General features: G+C 63.1%; 20 protein-coding genes. 7 read left to right on the top strand and 13 right to left on the bottom strand.

What is annotated here, in order from left to right; translation table 11 throughout:
• Positions 1 to 718: 718 nt before the first annotated feature.
• Genes dapA through CEY09_RS29815 form a run of 5 tightly spaced genes read right to left on the bottom strand, consistent with a single transcriptional unit; the run spans position 719 to position 7,101 of the window.
• Positions 719 to 1,624, bottom strand: coding sequence for a 4-hydroxy-tetrahydrodipicolinate synthase (gene dapA, locus CEY09_RS29835; RefSeq protein ID WP_088591372.1), 906 nt, complete (start codon positions 1,622 to 1,624; stop codon positions 719 to 721).
• Positions 1,625 to 1,661: 37 nt separating this feature from the next.
• Positions 1,662 to 3,437, bottom strand: a complete 1,776-nt coding sequence (locus CEY09_RS29830) for an ABC transporter permease subunit (RefSeq protein WP_006222483.1) — start codon at positions 3,435 to 3,437, stop codon at positions 1,662 to 1,664.
• 4 nt (positions 3,438 to 3,441) lie between these two features.
• Positions 3,442 to 4,521: an ABC transporter ATP-binding protein gene (locus CEY09_RS29825; RefSeq protein ID WP_088591371.1), complete on the bottom strand. Its 1,080-nt coding sequence runs from the start codon at positions 4,519 to 4,521 to the stop codon at positions 3,442 to 3,444.
• Positions 4,522 to 4,541: 20 nt separating this feature from the next.
• Positions 4,542 to 5,624 (bottom strand): ABC transporter substrate-binding protein, encoded by a 1,083-nt coding sequence (locus CEY09_RS29820; RefSeq protein WP_088591370.1) that lies wholly within the window; start codon positions 5,622 to 5,624, stop codon positions 4,542 to 4,544.
• Positions 5,625 to 5,673: 49 nt separating this feature from the next.
• Positions 5,674 to 7,101: an FAD-binding oxidoreductase gene (locus CEY09_RS29815; RefSeq protein ID WP_088591369.1), complete on the bottom strand. Its 1,428-nt coding sequence runs from the start codon at positions 7,099 to 7,101 to the stop codon at positions 5,674 to 5,676.
• A 358-nt stretch (positions 7,102 to 7,459) separates the two neighbouring features.
• On the opposite strand from CEY09_RS29815, the gene CEY09_RS29810 reads away from it, so the two are divergent.
• On the top strand, positions 7,460 to 8,593 hold the full coding sequence (locus CEY09_RS29810) for an alpha-hydroxy acid oxidase (protein WP_088591368.1): 1,134 nt from the start codon (positions 7,460 to 7,462) through the stop codon (positions 8,591 to 8,593).
• A 37-nt stretch (positions 8,594 to 8,630) separates the two neighbouring features.
• Positions 8,631 to 9,437, top strand: a complete 807-nt coding sequence (gene proC, locus CEY09_RS29805) for a pyrroline-5-carboxylate reductase (protein ID WP_006222478.1) — start codon at positions 8,631 to 8,633, stop codon at positions 9,435 to 9,437.
• A gap of 39 nt (positions 9,438 to 9,476) precedes the next feature.
• Here proC and CEY09_RS29800 read toward each other — a convergent pair whose 3' ends face one another.
• Entirely contained in the window at positions 9,477 to 10,922 is a 1,446-nt protein-coding gene (locus CEY09_RS29800) for an MFS transporter (RefSeq protein WP_088591367.1), read from the bottom strand.
• A gap of 120 nt (positions 10,923 to 11,042) precedes the next feature.
• Between CEY09_RS29800 and CEY09_RS29795 the strand changes: the two genes are divergently transcribed.
• Both CEY09_RS29795 and CEY09_RS29790 read left to right on the top strand, forming a co-directional pair.
• Complete coding sequence (locus CEY09_RS29795) at positions 11,043 to 11,924, top strand: helix-turn-helix transcriptional regulator (protein WP_088591366.1); 882 nt, start codon at positions 11,043 to 11,045, stop codon at positions 11,922 to 11,924.
• Between the two features lie 66 nt (positions 11,925 to 11,990).
• Positions 11,991 to 12,242, top strand: a complete 252-nt coding sequence (locus CEY09_RS29790) for a hypothetical protein (RefSeq protein WP_088591378.1) — start codon at positions 11,991 to 11,993, stop codon at positions 12,240 to 12,242.
• A 106-nt stretch (positions 12,243 to 12,348) separates the two neighbouring features.
• Here CEY09_RS29790 and CEY09_RS29785 read toward each other — a convergent pair whose 3' ends face one another.
• The 5 genes from CEY09_RS29785 to CEY09_RS32075 form a co-directional block, all read right to left on the bottom strand.
• The gene (locus CEY09_RS29785) at positions 12,349 to 12,678 is read right to left on the bottom strand and encodes a YciI family protein (RefSeq protein WP_088591365.1); all 330 of its coding nucleotides are present in this window, start codon (positions 12,676 to 12,678) and stop codon (positions 12,349 to 12,351) included.
• Between the two features lie 53 nt (positions 12,679 to 12,731).
• Entirely contained in the window at positions 12,732 to 13,913 is a 1,182-nt protein-coding gene (locus CEY09_RS29780) for a GGDEF domain-containing protein (RefSeq protein WP_088591364.1), read from the bottom strand.
• Positions 13,914 to 14,079: 166 nt separating this feature from the next.
• Positions 14,080 to 14,256, bottom strand: coding sequence for a CopM family metallochaperone (gene copM / locus CEY09_RS29775; RefSeq protein ID WP_446678361.1), 177 nt, complete (start codon positions 14,254 to 14,256; stop codon positions 14,080 to 14,082).
• 24 nt (positions 14,257 to 14,280) lie between these two features.
• Positions 14,281 to 14,634 carry a DUF2185 domain-containing protein gene (locus tag CEY09_RS29770; protein WP_088591363.1) on the bottom strand — a complete coding sequence of 118 codons (354 nt, stop codon included), beginning with the start codon at positions 14,632 to 14,634 and terminating at the stop codon, positions 14,281 to 14,283.
• Between the two features lie 122 nt (positions 14,635 to 14,756).
• Positions 14,757 to 15,287 carry a hypothetical protein gene (locus tag CEY09_RS32075; RefSeq protein WP_143219588.1) on the bottom strand — a complete coding sequence of 177 codons (531 nt, stop codon included), beginning with the start codon at positions 15,285 to 15,287 and terminating at the stop codon, positions 14,757 to 14,759.
• 397 nt (positions 15,288 to 15,684) lie between these two features.
• Between CEY09_RS32075 and CEY09_RS29760 the strand changes: the two genes are divergently transcribed.
• The 3 genes from CEY09_RS29760 (at position 15,685) to CEY09_RS29750 (ending at position 18,727) form a co-directional block, all read left to right on the top strand.
• Positions 15,685 to 16,719, top strand: coding sequence for a hypothetical protein (locus tag CEY09_RS29760; RefSeq protein WP_234818430.1), 1,035 nt, complete (start codon positions 15,685 to 15,687; stop codon positions 16,717 to 16,719).
• Positions 16,720 to 17,102: 383 nt separating this feature from the next.
• A complete protein-coding gene (locus CEY09_RS29755; protein ID WP_234818429.1) occupies positions 17,103 to 17,879 on the top strand; it encodes an acid phosphatase in 777 nt (258 codons plus the stop codon).
• 53 nt (positions 17,880 to 17,932) lie between these two features.
• On the top strand, positions 17,933 to 18,727 hold the full coding sequence (locus CEY09_RS29750) for a hypothetical protein (protein ID WP_088591360.1): 795 nt from the start codon (positions 17,933 to 17,935) through the stop codon (positions 18,725 to 18,727).
• 12 nt (positions 18,728 to 18,739) lie between these two features.
• On the opposite strand, the gene CEY09_RS29745 is transcribed toward CEY09_RS29750, so the two are convergent.
• Together CEY09_RS29745 and CEY09_RS29740 are read right to left on the bottom strand one after the other, a co-directional pair.
• On the bottom strand, positions 18,740 to 19,768 hold the full coding sequence (locus CEY09_RS29745) for an AraC-like ligand-binding domain-containing protein (protein ID WP_088591359.1): 1,029 nt from the start codon (positions 19,766 to 19,768) through the stop codon (positions 18,740 to 18,742).
• Positions 19,769 to 19,879: 111 nt separating this feature from the next.
• Positions 19,880 to 20,908 (bottom strand): DUF1254 domain-containing protein, encoded by a 1,029-nt coding sequence (locus CEY09_RS29740; RefSeq protein WP_088591375.1) that lies wholly within the window; start codon positions 20,906 to 20,908, stop codon positions 19,880 to 19,882.
• Positions 20,909 to 20,922 lie beyond the last annotated feature (14 nt).

Below are 20,922 nucleotides of genomic sequence, written 5' to 3'. Positions count from 1 at the left end.
ATCAACCAGATCTGCCGGGATCGACGGCAGTTCCCTCAGGGGAGGTTTCTTCTTTGTGGCCATACATGTGCTCCTTGAGCGGTATGTTAGGCCTCAAACACAAAATTTATGACACTCCCCACTCCACCCATCCTACGTAGTTAACAACGCGACGCATCGTACGAAGACAAACAACGCGACGCATCGTACGAAGACAAACAACACCACCCATCGTACGAAGAAAAACAACGCCACCAATCATACGAAGACAAACAACACCACCCACACGCGAAGCGACACCCAACACGACGTAAGACACCGCGTAAGCTCCCAAAGGCCGCCCGCGCGGCCGGCCGGGAGCGGGCCCCGCAAGATTCTCCACCACCCAACACGGGTGGAGAGAACCCTAAGCACACCGTCCTACCCAGCCGACGTGAGATTGCCATTGCCAGAGCCCGTCGTGGTGGTCCCCTGGGGTGGGCGGGGAGTCGATAAGCCCGAGGGAATCTGAAGGAACTGCCGCAGGCAGTGACGAAGATGACGATGGGGGGGGCCGCCGAGGCGAGTCCGGAGCGAAGGCTCCGGACCGCAATCGTTGACCCGCACACCCCAGGGGACCACCACGACGGGCGTCTAAAGAACCACCAACCAAAAAAAGAAAAAGGACCGCCAAGAAAAAGCGATCCTTCCCCAAAAACCAAAAACCAAAAACCAAAACCCAAAACCCAAAAACCTAGCCCTAGACCACCCCCTCAAACTCCGCCAGCAACGGCGCCAACTCCGCCCGCAAAGCCGCCTGTAAGTTGTCTGCCGGTGCCACCAACGGATCCAGGACTTCAGGTGCATTCACGCCGATCAAATCCATCACCGACTTCATCGGACCCGGATTCGTTTCCGCAAACGCCAGATTCATCAGCGGAATCAAACGGCGATGCAACGCCATCGACTCTCGCGTGCGCCCTTCGGCCGCCAACGCGTAAACCTTCCGCCACGCCGTCGGCAGCAGGCTTGCCGTCACCACGATGCCGCCGCGCGCGCCGGCAGCCAGATGTACCGGCAGCAGCGTGTCTTCGCCGCTGAACACCGCAAACGATTCGTCCACGCCCGCCACCGTACGCAAGAAATGGTACATGTCGGTGTTGCATGCCTTCATCCCGATGATGTTCTCGTGGCGCGACAGTTCGTGCAGCACTTCCGGGGCGATCGCGATGCGCGTGCGGTACGGGATCTCGTAGATCATCACGGGCAGCGGCGAGGCGTCTGCGTAGCGCAGGAAGTAGTCGCGGATGCCGGCTTGCGTCGGGGTCGTGTAGTAGGGGGTCAACACCATCAGCGCGTCGGCGCCGGCGTCGGCGAATTCCTGGCCGGCCTGCAGGGCGTCGTGAAAGCCGGGGTCCAGTACGCCGGGGATCACCGGCACGCGGCCTTCGATGGCTTCTACCGTCAGCTTGCACATGCGGATGCGTTCGGCGCGGGGCAATGCGCCGTATTCGCCCGTGCCGCCCAACGGCACGATGCCGTCGATGCCTTGCTTGAGCAGGTAGGCGATCAGCGCGCGCGCCGCCGGGACGTTGATGGTGTCGTCCGCGTTGACCGGGGTCGGGATGGCGGGGAAGACACCGCGAAGATGGGTTGCGTTCAGCATGTTGCGAATCCTAAGAGGTAAAACAAGCGCGCATGGATCAGTTGGCCAGGCTGCGGCGGCGCAGCCGGTCGGCCAGCCAGATCAGCGCGGCAATGAAGATGAAGAGGCAAGTGGAGACGGCGGCGATCACCGGGGAAATCTGCAGCGTCACTTCGTCCCAGAACTGCTTGGGCAAGGTGGCGTTCAGACCGCCCGAGGCGAACAGCGCAATCGTCAGTTCATCGAACGAGGTCGCAAATGCGAACAGGAACGACGACATCAAGCCGGCCCCCAGGATGGGGAAGGTCACGAAGCGCAGCGTGGCCCAGGGGCCTGCGCCCAGGCTTTGCGCGGCCAGGTCCAGGCGCGTGTCGTAGTTGCGCAGCACCGCCATCATGGTGATCACCACGTACGGCACGGCAACGACCGTATGCGCCAGGATCAGGCCGATGGTGGAACCCACCAGGCCCACGCGGGCGAAGAAATAGAACATGCCCACGGCGATGATCATGCGCGGCACGACAATCGGCGACAGCACGAAAGCCAGCATCGCCGACTTGCCGCGCATGTTGGCGCGCACCAGCAGGAAGGCGGCGGGCGTGCCGATCAGCATGGCCAGCAGGCCGGTGCCCACACCCACGATCAACGAACGGGTGATCGCCTGCATCCACACGGGCGAGGTGAACATCTGTTCGTACCACTGCAGCGAAAAGCCCTTGGGCGGCCACGTCAGGCCGGAACCCGAATCGAACGACAGCGGGATCATCAGGAACGCGGGGGCGCTCAGAAAGGCCAATATGCCCAGCACGATCCACCACAAGGTGCGCGACTGGCCGGTGCCCGACACCGATCGGCGCAGCCGCTTGGGCAGCAGCGCGAACAGCGCGTCGGACACGTTGGCCAGCACGGTCAGTACCGCATCGCCCGCGCGGCGTGACAGGCTTTCGCGGCCGGAAGCGCGTACGCGGGTGGACGCGCCGCCCGTCATGGTCGACAGGCCCAGCACCTTGTCGTAGATGGCGAAGACCACCAGCACCACCACCAGCAGCAGCACCGACACCGCGCCGGCGAACTCCCAGTTCATGGTTTGCTGGACCTGGTCGATGATGATCTGCGTGATCATCGTTTCCTTGCGTCCGCCCAGCAGCGCGGGCGTGATGAAGAAGCCGATGGCCGTCACGAACACCATGATGGCGGCGGCCGCCACGCCGGGCATCGACAGCGGAAAATAGATCTTCCAGAAGGCCGTGCCGGGGCGCGCGCCCAGCGTGGACGCGGCGCGCGGCAGGTTGCGGTCGATGTTCTCCATGACGGACAGCATCGTCAGCACCGCCAGCGGCATCAGCGCATGCACCATGCCCACCAGCACGCTGCCGAAGTTGTAGAGCAGATTGGCCGGCGCATCCAGAATGCCAAGCGCCTGCAGCAGCTGGTTGACCACGCCGTTGCGGCCCAGCAGCACGACCCAGGCGAAGGTGCGCACCAGGAAGCTGGTCCAGAACGACAGCAGCACCCAGAACAGCAGCGAGGTCTTGCGTTTGGCCGACAGGCTGGAGATCAGGTAGGCTACCGGGTAGCCCGCCACTACCGAGAAGAACGTCGTCCACAACGAGATCTTCAACGTGATCAGCAGCACATTCACGTAGACCGACGATTCGAACAGCCGGTGGTATTGCGTCAGGGTAAAACCCTGGTCGCCGACGAAGCTCAACAGCAGCAACTGGCCGACCGGGTAGATCAGCAGCACCAGCAGCAGCACGACCAGCGGGGCCGCCATCAGGAAATGGCGGCGGCCCGGGCTCATGCGCTTGCGGGGATTGGCAAGGGTTGTCATGCGTTCACTCCGCAATGGCCACCGCGTCCGCGGCTTGCCAACTGACCGTCAGCGGCTGGCCGATCGCGTACTGCTCGGCCTGGCGCTGCGTGGGGTAAGCCACGACGATCGGCGCGGCATCCGCCACGCCGGAATCCAGGTACAGCTTGGTCAGGCTGCCCGTCACCATCACGTCCAGCAGCTTGCCGGTCAGGCCCGGGCCGGTGGTGCCCACGCGCAGGTTCTGCGGGCGCAGCATCACCGTGACTTTCTGGCCGGCCTGGATGGGGGCGCCGTTGGACAGCGCCTGCCCGGTCACGCCCTGATGGGCGAGCTTGACCGTCAGCGTGTCGCCGTCCACCGACGCGACTTCGCCTTGCAGCAGGTTCGACTCGCCCAGGAAATCGGCGACGAACAGCGTGCGGGGGCGGAAGTACAGATCGGCCGGCGTGCCCAGCTGTTCGATCGCGCCGCCGTTCATCAGGCAGATGCGGTCGGACATGGTCATGGCTTCTTCCTGGTCGTGCGTCACGTACACGATGGTGGTGCCCAGTTCGCGGTGGATGCGTTTGATCTCAAGCTGCATCTGGTCGCGCAGCTTCTTGTCCAGCGCGCCCAGCGGTTCATCCATCAGGATGATGGCCGGGCGGTAGACCATGCAGCGCGCGAGCGCAATGCGCTGCTGCTGGCCGCCTGACAGTTCGCGCGGTAGGCGCGTCGCCACATGCGGCAGGCGCACCATCTCCAGCGCTTCGTGCGCGCGGCGGCGCGCTTCGGCCGCCGGCACCTTGCGCATCTTCAAGGGGAACGCGATGTTCTCCTCGATGCTCATGTGCGGGAACAGCGCATAGTTCTGGAACACCATGCCGATATCCCGTTCATACGGCGCGCCGTAGGTGACATCGGCGCCGTCGATCAGCACGCGGCCTTCGTCGGGCTGCGCCAGGCCGGCGATCAGGCTCAGCAGGGTGGTCTTGCCGGAGCCGGACGGACCCAGCAGGGTCAGGAATTCGCCGCGGGCGACGTCCAGGTGCGTGGGCGCCAGGGCGACGAAGTCGCCGTAGCGTTTGCCCAGGCCCGAGATTTGCAGATTGGAAGAAGACATGGTGTTCATTCAGAAAAGAATTACTTCAGGACCCAGCCGTTGAAGCGCTCGAGCACGTCGCGTTGCTTGTCCAGCCAGTACGCCGCGTTGATGTGCAGGCCGGTCTTGATGTTGTCGGGGTGGGTCGGGCAATTGCGCGCCACGTCGGCCTTGATGTAGTCGAAGGCAGCGGGTTGCGTCACGCCGGCGGCAAAGAATTCAACCAATGCAGCCTGCCGCTTGGGGTCGGACGCGAACTTGATGAATTCGCGGCAGGCGTCGGCGTTGGGCGTGCCTTTCAGGATGGACCAGTTGTCGCAGCCCCAGATGTTCTGGTCCCAGACGATCTGCACCGGCGCGCCGTTGGCAATCGCCGATTGCGCGCGCGACACCCAGGTGGCGATCATGTCGACTTCGCCCGAGCCCAGCATCTGTTCGACCTGGGCGCCCGTGTTCCACCACACGTCCACCGACGGCTTGACCTTGTCCAGGCTGGCCAGCGCGCGGTCGATGTCGCACGGGTAGACCTTGTCCGTGGGCACGCCGTCGGCCATCAGCGCTTCTTCGATGGTGTCGAACGGGTGCTTGCGCAGGCCGCGGCGTCCCGGGATGTCCTTCACGTTCCAGAAGTCGGCCCACGATGCCGGGGCGCGGCGGCCCTTGAACGCGTCGGTGCGGTAGGCCAGCACGGTGGTGTAGACGTTGTTGCCCACGCCATACGGCGACATGTATTGCTTGGGAATGGTGGCCACGACGGGATCGGATTCCAGGCCGTGCTTTTCCAGGTACACCTTGCCGCCTTCAGTCAGCATCAGGATGGCGGGCTGGCTGATCTTGGCCATGTCCCAGGTGTAGTTGCCGGTGTCCACCATGCTGCGGATCTGCGCGGTGGGCTCGGCGTTGGCCTGCACGCCCACGACCTGGATGCCGGTGGCTTCCGTGAACGGCTTGTAGAACACGGCGCCATACGCCTTGCTGTAGATGCCGCCGTCGTCGCGCACGACGATGCGCTTGGACGCCGCACGCGACGGCGTCCAGATCATGGGCATGGCCAGCGCGGCGGCGCCGGCGGCAACGGTTTTCAGCGCGGCGCGGCGCGAAGCGTTGTGGGAGGTCGATTTCATGGAAGACTCCTGCGGGTCGGGTCAGGGACTACGGATCAAGAACGACGGCTCAAGGCAGCAAGCGGCCGGGGTTGAAAAGGTTGGCGGGATCGAAGGTGGATTTCAGGGCGCGCATCATCGCCAGTTCGACGGCCGACTTGTAGTGCGCCATTTCGGCCAGCGACGTGCGGCCCACGCCATGCTCGGCGCTGAAGGTGCCGCCCAGCGCGTCCGCCACGTCGTTGACGGCGCGCCGGATGTCGGCCGCCATCGTGTCGCGGTGGGGCAGGGCGTTCCAGGCGTCGAACGTGAAGAACGGAATGAAGTGCACGTTGCCGTCGCCCAGGTGGGCCACGATCAGCACGGGCAGGCCGGGCACCAGGCGGCGCACGGCCGCCGTGGCTTCATCGATGAAACGCGGCACGCTGGAGACTGGCACCGCGCTGTCGGTGGTCAGGCCCACGCCCGCCTTCTTGTTGCCTTCGGACACGCTGTGGCGCACTTCCCAGAGCGCGGCGCGCTGCGTGTCGTTGCTGGCCACGACGGCATCGTGCAGCAGGCCGAGCTCAGACGCTTGTTCCAGGATCTGCTGCAGCAGGTCTTGCAGTTCGGCGCCGTTGCCGGTGTCGGACAGTTCCACCAGCACGTGCCAGGGATGCGCGCCGGCCAGCGGATTCTTGCGGCCCGGCACGTGCGCCATCACGATGTCCAGCTGGTTGCTGTCGATCATTTCAAAGGCCGACAGGCGCGAACCGCACGCGCGTTGGAACAGGCCCAGGATCTCGAGTGCGGCCTGCGGGCTGTCCGGTGCCATCCAGGCCACGGCGTGCGCCGTGGGCAGCGGGTGCAGCTTCAGCACGGCGGCGGTGACGATGCCCATCGTGCCTTCGGCGCCGATGAACAGGTGTTTAAGGTCGAAACCGGTGTTGTTCTTGCGCAGCGCCGTCAGGCCATTCCAGATGGTGCCGTCGGGCAGCACCACTTCCAGGCCCAGGATGTTGTCGCGCGTGTTGCCGTAGCGCAGCACGCCCGTGCCGCCGGCGTTGGTGGCGATGGTGCCGCCGATCTGGCACGAGCCTTCGGCGCCCAGGCTGATGGGGTACAGGCGGCCTTCGGCGGCCGCCGCGTCGTGCACCGTGGCCAGCACGCAGCCCGCTTCGACCTCCATGGAGTTGTTGGCGGCATCGACCCGGCGGACCCGCCGCATGCGCGCCAGGTTCACGATGACGGGCGGCTTGCCGGCGGCGTCGGGCACGGCTCCGCCGCACAGGCTGGTATTGCCGCCCTGCGGCAGCACCGGTGTGGCGTGCGCGTTGCACAGCCGGACGATGTCGGCGACCTGCTGCGTGTTGCCCGGCAGGGCGACGCACAGCGCCGGGCCCTTGTACCGGCCGCGCCAGTCTTCGGTGTAGCCGGCGGTGTCGGCGTCGGAGTGAAGGATGGCGTCCGCGCCCAGGGCCTGGGTCAACGCGTCTAGCAGGGTGATGCCGTTGGTCATGTCTGTGGTCCCGAATGGGGCTCGGAGTTCGACGGAAGTCCGAGCGCATTGAGGCACAGCATACGATTACTTAAATCGCTTTTCGATTTGAATAATCGTATTTCAATTGATTCTAGGGTATGTACTAGGAGTGAATCCGTCCGATAACGGGCGTCCCTTGCGGCGGGCGGATTGTTGTGGTCCCCGCAAACCCGCATTCTGCCAAGCTTTGCCGGCCAGGGCTTGTCGCGCGTCCACCCCTTGCCACGCTGAATTCACCCCTAGTGGCTGTTCCGAATTGCGGTTTTTAAAATGATCGAAATACAATCATATCGTGTGAAATGCAATTCTATTCGGCCCTCGCAAATCAAGGAAGGACATGCTTCCCAGCGTGATGGATTACCGGCGGCAGGCGCAAAGGCGGCTGCCCCGGCTGGCGTTTGATTACCTGGAGGGCGGAGCGGAAGACGGCCTGACCCTTGCCCGCAACCGGGCGGCTTACGCCGATCTGGAATTCCGCCCCGACGTGCTGGTGGACGTGACGGATTGCCGCCTGGACGCCACGGTGCTGGGGGCGTCAGCCGCCATGCCCGCCATCGTGGGGCCGACGGGCTTGAATGGCCTCTTCTGGCCGCAAGCCGACGTGCATCTGGCGCGCGCCGCGCATCAGGCGGGTGTGCCGTTTGTGTTGTCCACCGCGTCGACCTCGTTGCTGGAAGACGTACGCGCCGCCACGCCTGGTGAATTGTGGCTGCAGCTGTATGTGCAGCGCGACCGCCGCATCGCCGAACACCTGATGGACCGCGCCTGGCAGAACGGCTACACCGTGCTGTTCCTGACCGTGGACGTACCGGTGCATGGCAACCGCGACCACGACAAGCGCAATGGATTCAAGCTGCCGCTGCGGCCGTCGCGCCAACTGCTGCTGGATCTGGCGGCGCATCCGGGCTGGTGCTGGCAAATGCTGCGCCACGGCGGGCCGCAGTTAAAGAACCTGGCCGTCAGCTCCAATGCGCGCGAGAACATCACTGAACAGGCCTCCGCGCTAAGCCGGCAGATGGACCTGGCGCTGAGCTGGAACGACGTGGCCTGGCTGCGCCGCCACTGGCGCGGCCGCATCGTGATCAAGGGCATCCAGGGCCTGGCCGACGCGCGGCGCGCCCAGGCGCACGGCGTAGACGGCATCGTGCTGTCCAACCACGGCGGCCGTCAGCTGGAAAGCGCGCCGTGCCCGCTGGAAGTGCTGCCCGAGGTCGCCGCGGAACTCGGGCAGTCTCTAGAGATCCTGGTGGACGGCGGCGTGCGCCGCGGCAGCGATATCGCCAAGGCGGTGGCGCTGGGTGCGCGCGCCGTGCTGCTGGGCCGTGCGCCGCTGTATGGCCTGGCGGGGCGCGGACCGGCCGGGGCGAACGAAGTCCTGGCCATCCTGCGCACCGAGCTCGACAATACCCTCAGGCTGCTGGGACGTAACCGCATCGGCGCGTTGGACGCCGCAGCGGTGCGAAAGCGCTGAACCCGACTTGCCACCTTTTTTTTGGAAGCTCAGCAACATGCGAGAAAAGATCGTTTTCATCGGCGGCGGCAACATGGCCTCCGCCATCATCGACGGCCTGCTGCGCCAGGGCCGCGAACTGTCCGACTTCCTGGTGATCGAGCCCTATGCGCCGACGCGCGACGCGCTGTTCGCGCGCGGCCTGAACTGCCGCGAAAGCGTCGGTCCGGAAATCGCCGATGCGGCGTTGTGCGTGCTGGCCACCAAGCCGCAGGCTTTGCGCGAGGCTTGCGGCCAGGTGCATCAGCATCTGTCGGCAGCGGCCACCGTGGTCAGCATCGCCGCGGGGGTTGAACTGGCATCGCTATCGGAATGGCTGGGCGGCCATGCGCGCATCGTGCGCGCCATGCCGAACACGCCTGCAAAGGTAGGGCTGGGCATGACGGGGCTTTACGCCACGCCGGCCTGCAGCGACGCAGAACGCGGCCAGGTGGATGCCTTGTTCGCCGCGGTGGGCGAACGTATCTGGGTAGACAGCGAAGCCATGATCGACGCGGTGACCGCGGTGACGGGAAGCGGTCCGGGCTACGTCTTCTACTTCATGGCCGCCTTGGAAAAAGGCGCGGTGGAGCTGGGCTTTTCCGCGACCGATGCGCGCCGGCTGGCCGTGTCCGCGTTTCGCGGCGCGGCAGGGTTGGCCGCCAGCGAGGACGTGCCGCTGACGGAACTGCAGGACCGCGTCACCTCCAAGGGCGGCACCACCTACGCCGCGTTGTCGCATATGCGCGAGGCCGGTGTCGCAGACGCGATCACGCAGGCGGCGCACAAGGCCGAACAGCGCGCACGCGAACTGTCGGCGGGATAGTCCAGCCCGCGCGCCGGTGCCTCGCTGATGTGCGTCGATTCAGTGCCGGCGGCCCAGCCACCCCAGCAGCACGACCGACGCCGCAATCGCCGCCACGTTGAACTGCATGGCCGACGCGAATGCCTGCGCATAACGCTCGGGCGCACTGGCGTCGGCATGCGCGTGCAGCGCGCCGCCGAACAGCATGCCCGCCGCCGACACGCCTAACGCGGCGCCCACCTGCTGCAAGGCCGACACCACGCCTGCCGCCATGCCGGCCTGGCGGTCTTCAACCAGGCCCAGCACCAGATTCACCAGCGGCGTATTGACCGCGCCTTGCGCCGCGCCCAGCCAGACCAGCGCCGGCACCAGCGACCACGGCGCCAAGGCCGCGCCTGCCCTCCCCACGTGCACCATCAGCGCGGCCGTGGCCCCGCCATACAACAACGCCGCCAGCGCGATGGCGCCCGTGCCAAAGCGCGCCACCAAACGTGGCGCAACCATCGACCCCGCCACGAAGCCCACGCTGGCCGGCGCGAAAATCAGGCCAGCGGTCAGCGCATCCAGGCCGAAGCCGGTCTGCACCAGCAGGGCATAGCACAGGAACATCGCGCTGGCGGTCGAGAAGACAAACATCACCAGCAGGCAGCCGGCCGCAAAGCGCGGTTGCGCCAGCAAAGCCAGATCGACCAGCGGCGCGCCGCCGTTGGCCCGCACGCGGCGCTGCATGCGCACGAACAGCGCCAGCAATACGGCCGATGCGCCACCGCAAGCGATTGTCCAGATCGGCCACTGCCGCGCCGGTCCTTCGATCAATGCCAGCAACAGCAAGGCCAACCCCGTGCCCACCATTGCCGCGCCGGGCCAGTCCATTGCCGCGGCCGACGCCTCGCGGGACTCGGGAATGTGGCGAGCCAAGCGCCACGCCAACAGGCCCAGCGGCACGTTGATCAGGAAGATGGTGCGCCACGCCAGGCCGAACACGTCCGCATGCACGATCCAGCCGCCCAGCACCTGCCCGGCGATGGCCGCCAGCCCCAGCGTCATGCCCATCAAACCGAACGCGCGCCGCCGCGCATGGCCTTCGTAGCTGACGCGGATCAGCGCATACACCTGCGGGAACAACATGGCGGCCGCGATCCCTTGCAAGATGCGCGCGCCGATCAGCGTATCGGCCGTGGGAGCCAGCCCGCAAAGCGCGGACGCCAACGCAAAGCCGGCCATGCCCAGCATGAACAAGCGGCGGCGCCCGTGGCGGTCGCCCAAGCGGCTGCCGGCGATCAGCAGCACGCCATACGCCAATTCGTAGGCGACGATGATGAAGTTGATCTGCGCAAAGCTGGCCGACAACGTGGTCTGCATGCTTGGGATGGCGACGTTCACCACGAACAGGTCGAAGATCGTGATAAAGCCGCCCGACAGCAGCACGGCCAGGCCCAGCGGGCTGAGCGCAGGGGCGTCGGGGGCCCGGGGGGCGCAAGGGGAAGGCAGGGTGGTCGAGGTCATGAATACGCCATCGGAAACAGGATTGGCGGTATTCTGGGTGGATCTTCAGCCTTATACAATTTAGCTGTTTATGCTATTACTGCTTGCAATAGCCTGCCCGCCAGGATGCTTATTCTCGTGATGACTGACGCTCCCATCCCCCAGCGCCTGGACCGCACACGGGCGGACCTGTCCGAATTCCTGCGCCTGCGTCGTGAACGCCTCAGCCCGACGGCGCTGGGCCTGCCCGCCGGCGGCCGCCGCCGAACGCCCGGACTGCGCCGTGAGGAAGTGGCCGCGTTGGCGGGCGTGGGCCTGGCCTGGTACACGTGGTTCGAACAGGGGCGCAACATCAGCGTGTCGGCCACCTTCCTGGAAAACCTGGCGCGCGTACTGAAACTGGATCCCGCCGAGCGCCGCCACCTGTATCTGTTGGCCCATCAACGCCCGCCTGCCGAGCCGGGCCGCACCGTGTGCACCGTGCCGCCACAGGTACGCAGGCTGATGGACGACTTGCCCGCCCGGCCGGCCTACATCCTGAACCTGCGTTGGGACGTCGTGGTGTGGAACGCCGCCGCCGACCACGTCTTCGGCTTCTCGGCGCAAGCGCCCGGCCGCCGTAACCTACTGTGGATGCTGTTCGTGGCGCCCGCGATGCGGCAGGTGTTCGTCGACTGGCAAGCGCAAGCGCCCGCCATGCTGTCCACCTTCCGGCGCGATTTCGCCAGCGCGGCGGGCGTGCCCGACATCGCCGAACTGGTCGACGAACTGGAACGTGTGTCGCCGGATTTCAAGGCCTGGTGGCGCGAACACGACGTGCACGGCACGTGCATGGGTGTGCGCAAGCTGCATATCGAACCGCTGGGAGAGGTGGCCTTCGAGCACGCGACCTTGTCCGTGGACGAAAGCCGCCATTTGCGGCTGGTGGTGTACGCGCCGGCGCCTGACGAACCGCGGGCAGAGGATTTTGCGCGATGGGTGCAGGGGCGTACGACGCCAACAGAGACCGCGCATTGCGAGTAAGGTACGCAGTAGAGGCCTTTGATTGCCGGCACGTCGGCCTGTGCCACCAGCGGGAACCCGTCCATCATGAAGATCCTTCGCTTAACCGTAAGACCCGTCCTTGCCGCGGTCGCGTGCGCGTCGATTGCCGCCTGCGCGAACAATCCGCCCCGGCAAACCGATATGGACTATCGCAGCCGGCCATCTTCCACGACGCAGCGTGCGAACGCCACGCCCGGTTCCTCGGATCAGCGCTTGACCATACAGTCCGGCGAAGGGGAAAAACTGAATCTTCCGTGGTTCGTCCGGGATACGCAGGAGTGGATCAACAGCAACTGATCCCGAAATCGGTAGCGCCACGCTCTGTTCGGTGCCTTCCGCGTCGGGTTTTTCGAGTTCAGTCCAATGCTTGATGAAATCCGGTCGGCTCATCGGCCGCTCTCGCTTACGGCTGTTCCAATGGCCATACTTCCACGACGCCATGCGCAATCGCGCAGGGCGTGCGCGACACCAGGTCAATCGCCTCGGCCAGGTCCGCCGCCTCGATGATGGAAAAGCCAGCCACTGGCAAGGGCGACCGCATATAGGGTGCGTTCGTCGTTTCGACGCCGGCAGCGTCGTGATTGCGTACCTGCACCGGGGCGCCTGCGATGCCCATCAACACGCCGTCTTGTTTCAACCGCGCGTCGTGCGCATGCGCAGCATCGCGGAGGGGGGCTGCCGTACGGTCGTAACCCGCTTGGTCTCCATATCCGATCGTCACGAACTTTGGCATGGGGAGTCTCCTGAGAAGGCGTGCTTCGTTAAGGTATCAGACTGCATACAGCGTCATGAATTGCAGTCTGACAACGTCAGGTCGGATAATTCGACCCGATTGCGTCCCGCCGCCTTTCCTCTGTAGAGCGCCGCGTCGGCTTGCCGAAGCGCATCCTCCAGGCCATGGGCGCCATGGAAGGGGGGCGAAATTCCAATGGTGATCGTACAGCGCAGGGAACTACTAGAACCCGTCACGTTGATGCCTTGGCTTTCCATGCGGGTACGTAGGCGCTCTGCCAAGGTGATTACCGTGTCACCGTCCGCCTCCAGGAAGATTGCCACGAATTCCTCTCCCCCGATACGACCCGTCAAGTCGCCACGACGAACGGTGGAGCGAAGTAGTTCCGCCACTTGGCATATGACTTCATCCCCGGCTTGGTGGCCGTAGGTGTCATTGATCCGCTTGAAATGGTCGACATCCAACAGCAGCAAGCGAACGGGCGCGGAATGCCGAGAATCGAAATACCGTTTAAGCGCATCCAGAAGCCCTCTGCGATTGAGCAGGTCCGTCATGGGATCGCGCGCCGCTATGTTGCGCAGACTATCCGTCAGCCGCCGCAGTACCAGCCAGACAATGGAGGGCGGCACGATGGTAGCCAGGGTCGACATGTAGATGTAGAAGATCATTTGAAAGCGGCTGTCCATGTGCAGCGCATCCAAACCGTCATCTACGATTTTCAAGAACTTCAGCGCATTGAGAACACAGATCCCGCCAATCAGAAGCGCAAAGAAGACCATCTCTCCGTACAAGTCTTTTGCGAAAGTGCGCACACCGTAGATCACGGTGATGGTCATTGCAAAGAAAAGCAGGCTCGCCGTCGCCGCAAGCATGGCATAGCGCGCGGTGGGTCCTGCGTTCCATTGCACCAATAATTGCGCTATGCCGTAGGCCAAGGAAAAAATGATCAATGGACGCCACAATGGAACTTGACGCCCAAAAAAACGCATGGCGCCAAGCCAGTAGGCGATGGGGGCAGCCAGCGTGAGGGTGTGGTTGATGACGCTCATCACGCTCCAGGCCGGTCCCCCCTCAAGCAGTTGCAGGATGTAGGCCAACGCCAGCAGAAGATTGCCTACCGCAAAAAAATCCATCCCCATCCGGTTGCCGGGCAAGCGACGACTGATAAGCAAAAACATGACCGAAAAGCACAACAGGTGTGCACACAGCATGGCGACGAGCGTGGAGGCAACCATAAATGGAAACGAGGAGAGGGAGGGAGAGACTCCTACATTGGTAATGCTAGGACGTAGGCAGCGACATTAACTGGGGAAACTCGATCCAGGTCAAGTGCCGCGTGCGAGTTGCCGAGCGCCGTGATCCATTCAGGCTGCTAGCTTTGGAACCTGCTCTAGAACATTTTCATCGCAGGCCTCGCGTGTCGAGCCATTCCTGCATCATCGTGATCTCACCCTCCTGGGCGCGGATCACGTCTTCGGCAAGTTCGCGAACGATCGGGTCCTTGCCATACCGAAGCGCCACTTTCGCCATGTCTATGGCGCCTTGGTGGTGGGGGATCATGCCACGCATGAAGTCCACGTCGGCTTGCAACGGGCAACCGACCTAGTCCAAAGGCGCCTCATGGGGCACTTGCACAAGCTGTCCTGACGCTAGGCGTGCAAATGCGACAGGCGGTGGCGAGTCAAGCAGCGGGATGATATCGGGGCAAAGGTTTGCGATCGTGTTCACGTCGAAAACCCCATGATTGGACGGATCATCCATATAAGCCTGCGTCTCGTCGCCTGCCTGAAAAGCCCAGCCGCTGTCTTCGGGGAATATCGGTTCCTCACGCACCATGTAGCCAACCGGCCTGCCTTCAACGGTGATCTCGTCGGTGGCAATGCAACCCCCTCTGCCCGTAGCCAGGGGCTTAAGCTCAGCCGCAGAAAGCGCAAAATTTTTCATTGGTTTGTTCATTGTTAATTGATATGGCGCTGTGGGTGCAACGCCGCTCACAACATGTGATTGCTGTGTTCAGCGCGGCAGATTTGCGTTGGTCTCACGTGGGGGGCCTGCTCCGTGAGCGGGCAGTCGTCGGCTTAATCTCTCTCAAGCTGAGTGGAAAACTGCTTGGCGACACCCTGATAATACTTTGCAGAGGCGGTGTTCTTTTGCTGGGAATAATACTCACTGACCATCTTTGCGGCGCGCGCAGCGACTTCGAAGCTGTCGTCAATATCCACCCGTTCGGCTTCTTTGGAAGCGCCAATTTCCTTGCCATCAAACAAGCCAGCGCTGTAGCCGTCTCCATCATTGACAACGCCAATGATCGGAACGCCTGCACGCAACTCGCCGAAAAAGGCAGGGCCAGTTTGATTTCCCTTACGAGCCACGATCATGCCCGCGCCGGTGGCTACTTTGGTGACGGTGGAGCAAAAGCCCGTCCAGTATTTGGGGCCATCACCTAAAGAATCAGGCGCGACGAAGCGGCATTGGGTGGTTGGATCTGTGGACCATTTCAAATTGGAGCTGGCGCCAGCTGCCTCAGACGAAACCGACATCGTTCCGCATACAAGCACAATACCGAGGCAAAGCGCGATCTGACGCCTGTTCGTCGCGTGGAATTGCACGTTCAAAACTCCTAAGTTCAGCTTGGCGGAAAGTACGTAACGCGGCCTATAAACCAATATGTGCTCTTGTACCCTTCGGGTGTCCGGGACGTGATTGGTTCATCCAAATGCCGATGCCTTGGCTTTGTATCACCGCAGGCGGCATGAACATATTTGCTGGGCGGGCCGAATCAGTAATAAAAAATGGATGTCGTGAAATTTCGTTTCCGACAGCCTTTTGGCCTGGCGGCGGGCCCCGTAAATTGGGCGTCAGGCATATCGGTTTGTAGCGGCGATTTGAGTTTGCCTGCGACCAATCAATCTTGGGTTTTCCCCTAGCAATCCGACGTAACATTTAGCAGCATTACAAATGCCACCCCCCGCCAACCTCCTGCATGACGGTCCGCATCGCCGTGCTATGTTCGATCCCGAATTATTTCGACTGCCGTTATTTCCCGACACTGTTCGTGCAACGCCGATGATCGAACCCACTCCCTTTCCCTCCTCACTTGCCTGGCGTCTGGCTTTGACCGCCGTCGTCGTCCGCGTGGCCTACGCAGCGCTGGCGCAAAGCTACTCGGTATTTTGGCTACCCGAGTCGGCGCAACTGCGCGAGATCTACAGCCAGCCGCAATTCTTGATGCCGTTGCTGACCACCATTGCAACATCGGCCGTCTTTATCGGCTTGACGGTATGGGGCACCATGCATCGCTGGCTGCGGCAGAAGAATACGCAGGCCGTGGACGAACCCCGCAAGCTCTTTGGCACCTTCGTCGCCTTGCTGTTGATCCTCTTGTTGGCGGTGTCGGTGGCTACGGTTTACCTGCGTAACGTACTCATGCAATACATCATGGTGCACGCCGGTCCGGCGGGCCAATTCATTACTTTGGGCCTGTTTATCAGTGCCTTGGCCATTGCCCTGGAAATCCTTGGCGCATATCTCGTCGTGCGCATCGCTACGCGGACAGTGCAGCCTGCGGGCTTGGCGGGTGGCCCGGCGTATGAACAGCGTCACGCCGCCTGGAACTCGGGGCTGATGATATTGGGCTGGCAATTGAGTGTATGCATCGCCTTGGGCAGCTACTTGCAAGCGCAGGCGATGAGCGTAGGCTGGCTGGAATACGCGCTGGGCTACCTGATCCTGCCCGTCATCATCCTGGTGCTGTGCACGCAGGTCTGTCTGAAAATCCTGCAGCACCCCATCGGCGCTGCGCGCCAAGGACGTGCGCTTGCCCACGGCACGCTGGCCTTCTGGCTGGCTCAGGTGCTGGGTGTAGGCATGGGATTTTTGGCCATTAGGGCGATGTCATGGAACCAACTGATTCGTGTTGCCGAATCCAATGTGGCGGCTGCAGTGACGCTGTTGGTGTATGCCGCGCTGCTCGTGCTGGGCTGCATGGTGGGAAAGCTTGCGCTTTACACCCCTTCGAGAAGGCTTGCATCAGCGCACTGAGCGCCGCACAAAAAAAATGGCCGCGGGAAAAACGCCCGCGGCCATTTTCATTGGTTCCCGCGTGATCAGATCGCTGCCAGGCGACGTCTATGCTCGACCCAATGACGTGGACGTCAGATGCGCAGTTCGTTCGACATGATCAGCTCCATTGCCGTATTCCTAGCAATGTCTCATTATTCCCGCCAATCCGTCTCACCTCGGCGCATTTGACGTTTCCCGTCCGGTCCCGCAGTGTAAATTCGCCCACGATTTCCTTCACGCGACGCTTGGGTAAACCAAGCGTCTCGGGTTGGAGGGTCCAGCAAATTCAACTGACGGTATCGATGTATATGCTTCGCACAATACGCAGTAAGGCAGCCCGCGTTTCGCTTGCTCTCTTGGGCATGACCCACGCGCTGTCGTACGCGGCAGACGGCGCAGCAGACCCGGCAGTTACGGACCCGCACTTCGAGTTGGCGCCGGGCTATATCCCCAAAGAGAACCTGCCCAACAGCCTCGATCTGCTTGGGCCGCCACCTGCCGCGGACAGCGCCGCGTTCGCGCGCGACGAAGAGGCACGGAAGGCAACCATCCCGCTGCGCGGTGGCGCGCGCGCCGCGCAAGCCCGCCTGGACGCAGACCTGCAGTTTCCGCAGCCGGCCAAGAATTTCTCGTGCGCGATGGGCGTGGACATCACCGAGGCGCAAACGCCGCACCTGTATCGCTTGATGCAGAAGGTGCTGACCGATGCAGGCCTGTCTACCTATGGCGTCAAGAACACCTATAACCGGGTTCGCCCGTTTGTCGTCCACAACGAAGGAACGTGCTTCCCCGAGCAGGAAACGCTGTTGCGCACGGATGGCTCATACCCGTCTGGCCATACGGCGGCGGGCTGGGCTTGGGCCTTGGTCCTGGCCGAAATCAATCCTGATCGCGCCAACACAATATTCAAGCGCGGCCTGGCGTTCGGGCAAAGCCGCGTGATCTGCAACGCGCATTGGCAAAGCGATGTGGATGCCGGCCGCACGATGGGCGCGGCAACGGTTGCCCTGTTGCAGAACTATGACGAGTTTCGTGCCGATCTGGCTGCGGCCCGCAAGGAAGTGGAAGCCGCCAAAGCCAAGCAACCGGCGCCCAGCATCGAATGCAAGGCAGAGGAAGCTGCGCTGGCCGAACAGTGACGCCATTTTCGATTCGCTTACGCATTCCAAAGACGCCGCATCATCGAGTCACCATGAAACTGTGTTTTACGCCGCTTATCCTGTTGAGCGCGCTGGTCGGGACCTGCAACGTATCCTTTGCTGACAGCACGCTGCCGATCAGCCCGCTTCTGCAGAAGAACTCTGGCGATGCCGCCGACACGTGGCAGGTCAGCGTGAGTCCCTATGTCTGGGCGTCTGGCATCAATGGAAAAGTCGGGCAGTTCGGGCGGCCGCCGGTGAAACTGAATTCCAGTTTCAGCGACATCATCAGCGAGACGGATCTGGCGTTCATGGGCGCTGCCGAGGCGCGGTACAAGCGGTTCAGCGTGGTCGGGGACGTCATGTATGCGCAGCTCTCCGGCGGCGGCAATACCCAATACGGCCTCCTGAGTCGAAAGGTCGATGTTTCCTCCAAGACATTCACCGGTTTTTTGGGCGCGGGTTACAGCGTGCTTGAAAGCGACCGAGGGCACCTTGACGTGATCGGCGGCGGGCGGCTCTGGCACGCCAGCACCACGATTTCCCTGAAGGGTGGGGTGCTTGGCGGCAACCGTCGAAGCGACAGCGCGACGTGGATTGATGCGGTTGCCGGCGTGCGCGGCCAATACGCGTTGAACGATCACTGGTATCTGACCGGCTGGGGCGTGATCGGCGCCGGACAAGCCCGGCTGGACTGGGACGCCACGGCCGCGATTGGCTATCAGTTCAAGTCCAATCTGTCGGCAGTGCTGGGCTACCGTGCGCTGGGCGTCAATTTCAATCGGAACGGCTTCGTCTACAACGTCGTCCAGCAGGGCCCCATTGTGGGTCTGGCTTACCAGTTCTGAAGCGCAGGCGCCTTACGCGACGTCGGGCCGATGGCTGTGCGCCGCGAAATGGGTCGATAGAAAATTGTCGCTGTCGAGCGGCGACGCCGCGTGGGGGCTTTGGCCGCTGGCGTCTTCAGGGGCTAAGCCAAAGCGCGCAAGAAATGCCTGGCGAAAGCGCCCGGTATTGCGAAAGCCGAAGTCAGCGGCGATCTGGCTCATCGGTCGTGCGGGGCGCCGTGGATCGACGAGGAAGGCGTAGGCCGCGTCCAGGCGCCGTGTCTTGATCACCTGGGCGATGCCGCCCAGGTCGGAAAATACGCGATACAGATGGGCGCGCGAGACTCTGAATCGTTGCACGAGCAGGTCCGGGCCCAGCTCGGGATCTGCAAGGTGGCGATCAATATAGGCAAGGGCTCGCGCCCGCATTGCCTGACCCAGCACGGATTGCGGGCCATCGTCGACGGGCGCGGTGTTCGACAGGCCTGCCGAGAGCAGCGTGGTAAGGGCTTCTTGTGCCGCGCCGTCCTCACTGGTGGACAGCTGGCCTGCCACCGCGTGGAAACCGCGAAGGTAGTCCGCAAGCAGGCGCGTCATCGGAAGCCCGGGGTCAAGGACGAATCCGTGCACGTCGCGGGGCCCCAGCAGCTTATCGATGCCGGCGCGGGGGATGGTCGTCGCCACTCGCTCGCCGGCTTCCACGCTGCATGCATAAGGGCGGGCCAGGTCGATGATGCAGATCCCGCCGGGGGCCGCCAGGACGTCGCGGCCGTCAAAGTCGCCGTGGATGGAACCCGCCGCCACGACATGAACAAGGTAATGATCCAGCCCGCTGCGGGCAATCGTGGCCTTGTCCCGCTTGTAGCGCTGCGCGTTGAAGGTCGTTGAGCCCAGCGTCAATCCGCCCAGGTGGCGGATCCGCATGGTGCCTTCCAACGTTGCCGAACCCGTTGTCGGATCGAGCGTCGTATCGCAGAACGGGCGCGTGACTTCACGCCAGTACTCGTCACGCAGCGAATGCTCTATTGCGTCGGTGGAGATGAACGTTTCTGAGCAAGTCATGTTGACGTCTCGCCTTAAGTCGCAAGCCCATGGCCGGCCAAGTGGCCAGTGTACCCGCGTCCATGTTGCACAAACGCGGGTGTCGGCTTGGGCTGCGCGACCGAACGGAGGTTAGGGCTGCGGTGTCGGCTCCGGAAAGCGCCATTTGCCGTTCAGGATTTCCTCGCTTGGCTGATAAAGCCTGACCGTGTAGTTCCAACCCGGCGTGGTGGGCAGGCAATTGGCGATCTTCCCGTCGCATCCGCCGAACTGGATGTCGATCGACCCGTCAGCCTTTTGTTGCGCGGTGAGGTTGTTCAACGAATAGGCGTCGTACGGGTTCTTCTGGAAGTAGCCGTCGGCGTTGTACACGCTGACCGACCAGAAGCTCTTCACCGGGACTTCCTTTACGTTCAGCCGATAAACGGTTTTTCCATCGTTTTTGGGCGCCACGCCGGTAAGGTAGATGGCGTCCTTGGCGGGATTTCCACCCCAACCCGTGGCGGTGCCAATCAAGTGCTGGATTGGGTCGACCGTGCCCTTCGGGCCAAAGGCCTGGTTGTAGTTGGGGACCGTCTCGCCCAGCACCAGCAGGGCGTCGCGCATCTTTTTCTGGCTGGCCTGATCCCACTTCGGCACGACGAATTCTCCCGCCTTGGCCTGGCTGACCTTGATGGCATCCTGCAGGGCGTGCACCTGCTCAAGATCCTTCTTGTCTGCGGGGTCGACCAGCGTGCGGATCGCGACAAAGACATAGCGCGTGCCGATGTCCGCCTTGCTCAGGGTATGGGCGCCGGCACCGTAGAAAACGGCGGGTACGTAATGGTCTTCATCGACGATCTGCATCGACATGAATCGTGCACCGGCTTCGGGCAGCGTGATCGTGACGGGGCCTGCATCCAGATCGAACACGGCTTCGGAGTAGAGCGTGTCGCGATTCATGCGGATGACGTTCTGTGCGTCGATGGCGACCGGTGCGCGGCTGTGGATAAAGCGTCCGACACCTCCATCCGCCACCATTTTTCCCATGTAGAGATCGGACTCGGCACGGACAAAGTTGTCGACGCCAACCGGTGTCGTCGCATCGGGGGATTGCGCATGCGCAGTGCCAAACGTTGCGAGCGTCAGGGCGACGATGCGGGACACGGATGAAAATGACATGTAGGCCTCTTGAT

It is taken from the genome of Achromobacter marplatensis (assembly GCF_002209535.1).
Classification (GTDB): Bacteria; Pseudomonadota; Gammaproteobacteria; order Burkholderiales; family Burkholderiaceae_B; genus Achromobacter; species Achromobacter marplatensis.
Note: the sequence above shows the minus strand (reverse complement) of the source record. Positions and strands in the feature narration are given on the sequence as shown.

What these genes read in the sequence shown, in the direction of transcription:
- CEY09_RS29815 (WP_088591369.1), bottom strand. Translation starts at nt 7,101, where the DNA reads ATGACCAACGGCATCACCCTGCTAGACGCGTTGACCCAGGCCCTGGGC.
- proC (WP_006222478.1), top strand. Translation starts at nt 8,631, where the DNA reads ATGCGAGAAAAGATCGTTTTCATCGGCGGCGGCAACATGGCCTCCGCC.
- CEY09_RS29755 (WP_234818429.1), top strand. Translation starts at nt 17,103, where the DNA reads ATGACCCACGCGCTGTCGTACGCGGCAGACGGCGCAGCAGACCCGGCA.
- CEY09_RS29780 (WP_088591364.1), bottom strand. Translation starts at nt 13,913, where the DNA reads ATGGTTGCCTCCACGCTCGTCGCCATGCTGTGTGCACACCTGTTGTGC.
- CEY09_RS29795 (WP_088591366.1), top strand. Translation starts at nt 11,043, where the DNA reads ATGACTGACGCTCCCATCCCCCAGCGCCTGGACCGCACACGGGCGGAC.
- CEY09_RS29750 (WP_088591360.1), top strand. Translation starts at nt 17,933, where the DNA reads ATGAAACTGTGTTTTACGCCGCTTATCCTGTTGAGCGCGCTGGTCGGG.
- CEY09_RS29790 (WP_088591378.1), top strand. Translation starts at nt 11,991, where the DNA reads ATGAAGATCCTTCGCTTAACCGTAAGACCCGTCCTTGCCGCGGTCGCG.
- CEY09_RS29785 (WP_088591365.1), bottom strand. Translation starts at nt 12,678, where the DNA reads ATGCCAAAGTTCGTGACGATCGGATATGGAGACCAAGCGGGTTACGAC.
- CEY09_RS29740 (WP_088591375.1), bottom strand. Translation starts at nt 20,908, where the DNA reads ATGTCATTTTCATCCGTGTCCCGCATCGTCGCCCTGACGCTCGCAACG.
- CEY09_RS29820 (WP_088591370.1), bottom strand. Translation starts at nt 5,624, where the DNA reads ATGAAATCGACCTCCCACAACGCTTCGCGCCGCGCCGCGCTGAAAACC.
- CEY09_RS29830 (WP_006222483.1), bottom strand. Translation starts at nt 3,437, where the DNA reads ATGACAACCCTTGCCAATCCCCGCAAGCGCATGAGCCCGGGCCGCCGC.
- dapA (WP_088591372.1), bottom strand. Translation starts at nt 1,624, where the DNA reads ATGCTGAACGCAACCCATCTTCGCGGTGTCTTCCCCGCCATCCCGACC.
- CEY09_RS29760 (WP_234818430.1), top strand. Translation starts at nt 15,685, where the DNA reads ATGTTCGATCCCGAATTATTTCGACTGCCGTTATTTCCCGACACTGTT.
- CEY09_RS29745 (WP_088591359.1), bottom strand. Translation starts at nt 19,768, where the DNA reads ATGACTTGCTCAGAAACGTTCATCTCCACCGACGCAATAGAGCATTCG.
- CEY09_RS29825 (WP_088591371.1), bottom strand. Translation starts at nt 4,521, where the DNA reads ATGTCTTCTTCCAATCTGCAAATCTCGGGCCTGGGCAAACGCTACGGC.
- CEY09_RS29770 (WP_088591363.1), bottom strand. Translation starts at nt 14,634, where the DNA reads ATGAACAAACCAATGAAAAATTTTGCGCTTTCTGCGGCTGAGCTTAAG.
- CEY09_RS29810 (WP_088591368.1), top strand. Translation starts at nt 7,460, where the DNA reads ATGCTTCCCAGCGTGATGGATTACCGGCGGCAGGCGCAAAGGCGGCTG.
- CEY09_RS29800 (WP_088591367.1), bottom strand. Translation starts at nt 10,922, where the DNA reads ATGACCTCGACCACCCTGCCTTCCCCTTGCGCCCCCCGGGCCCCCGAC.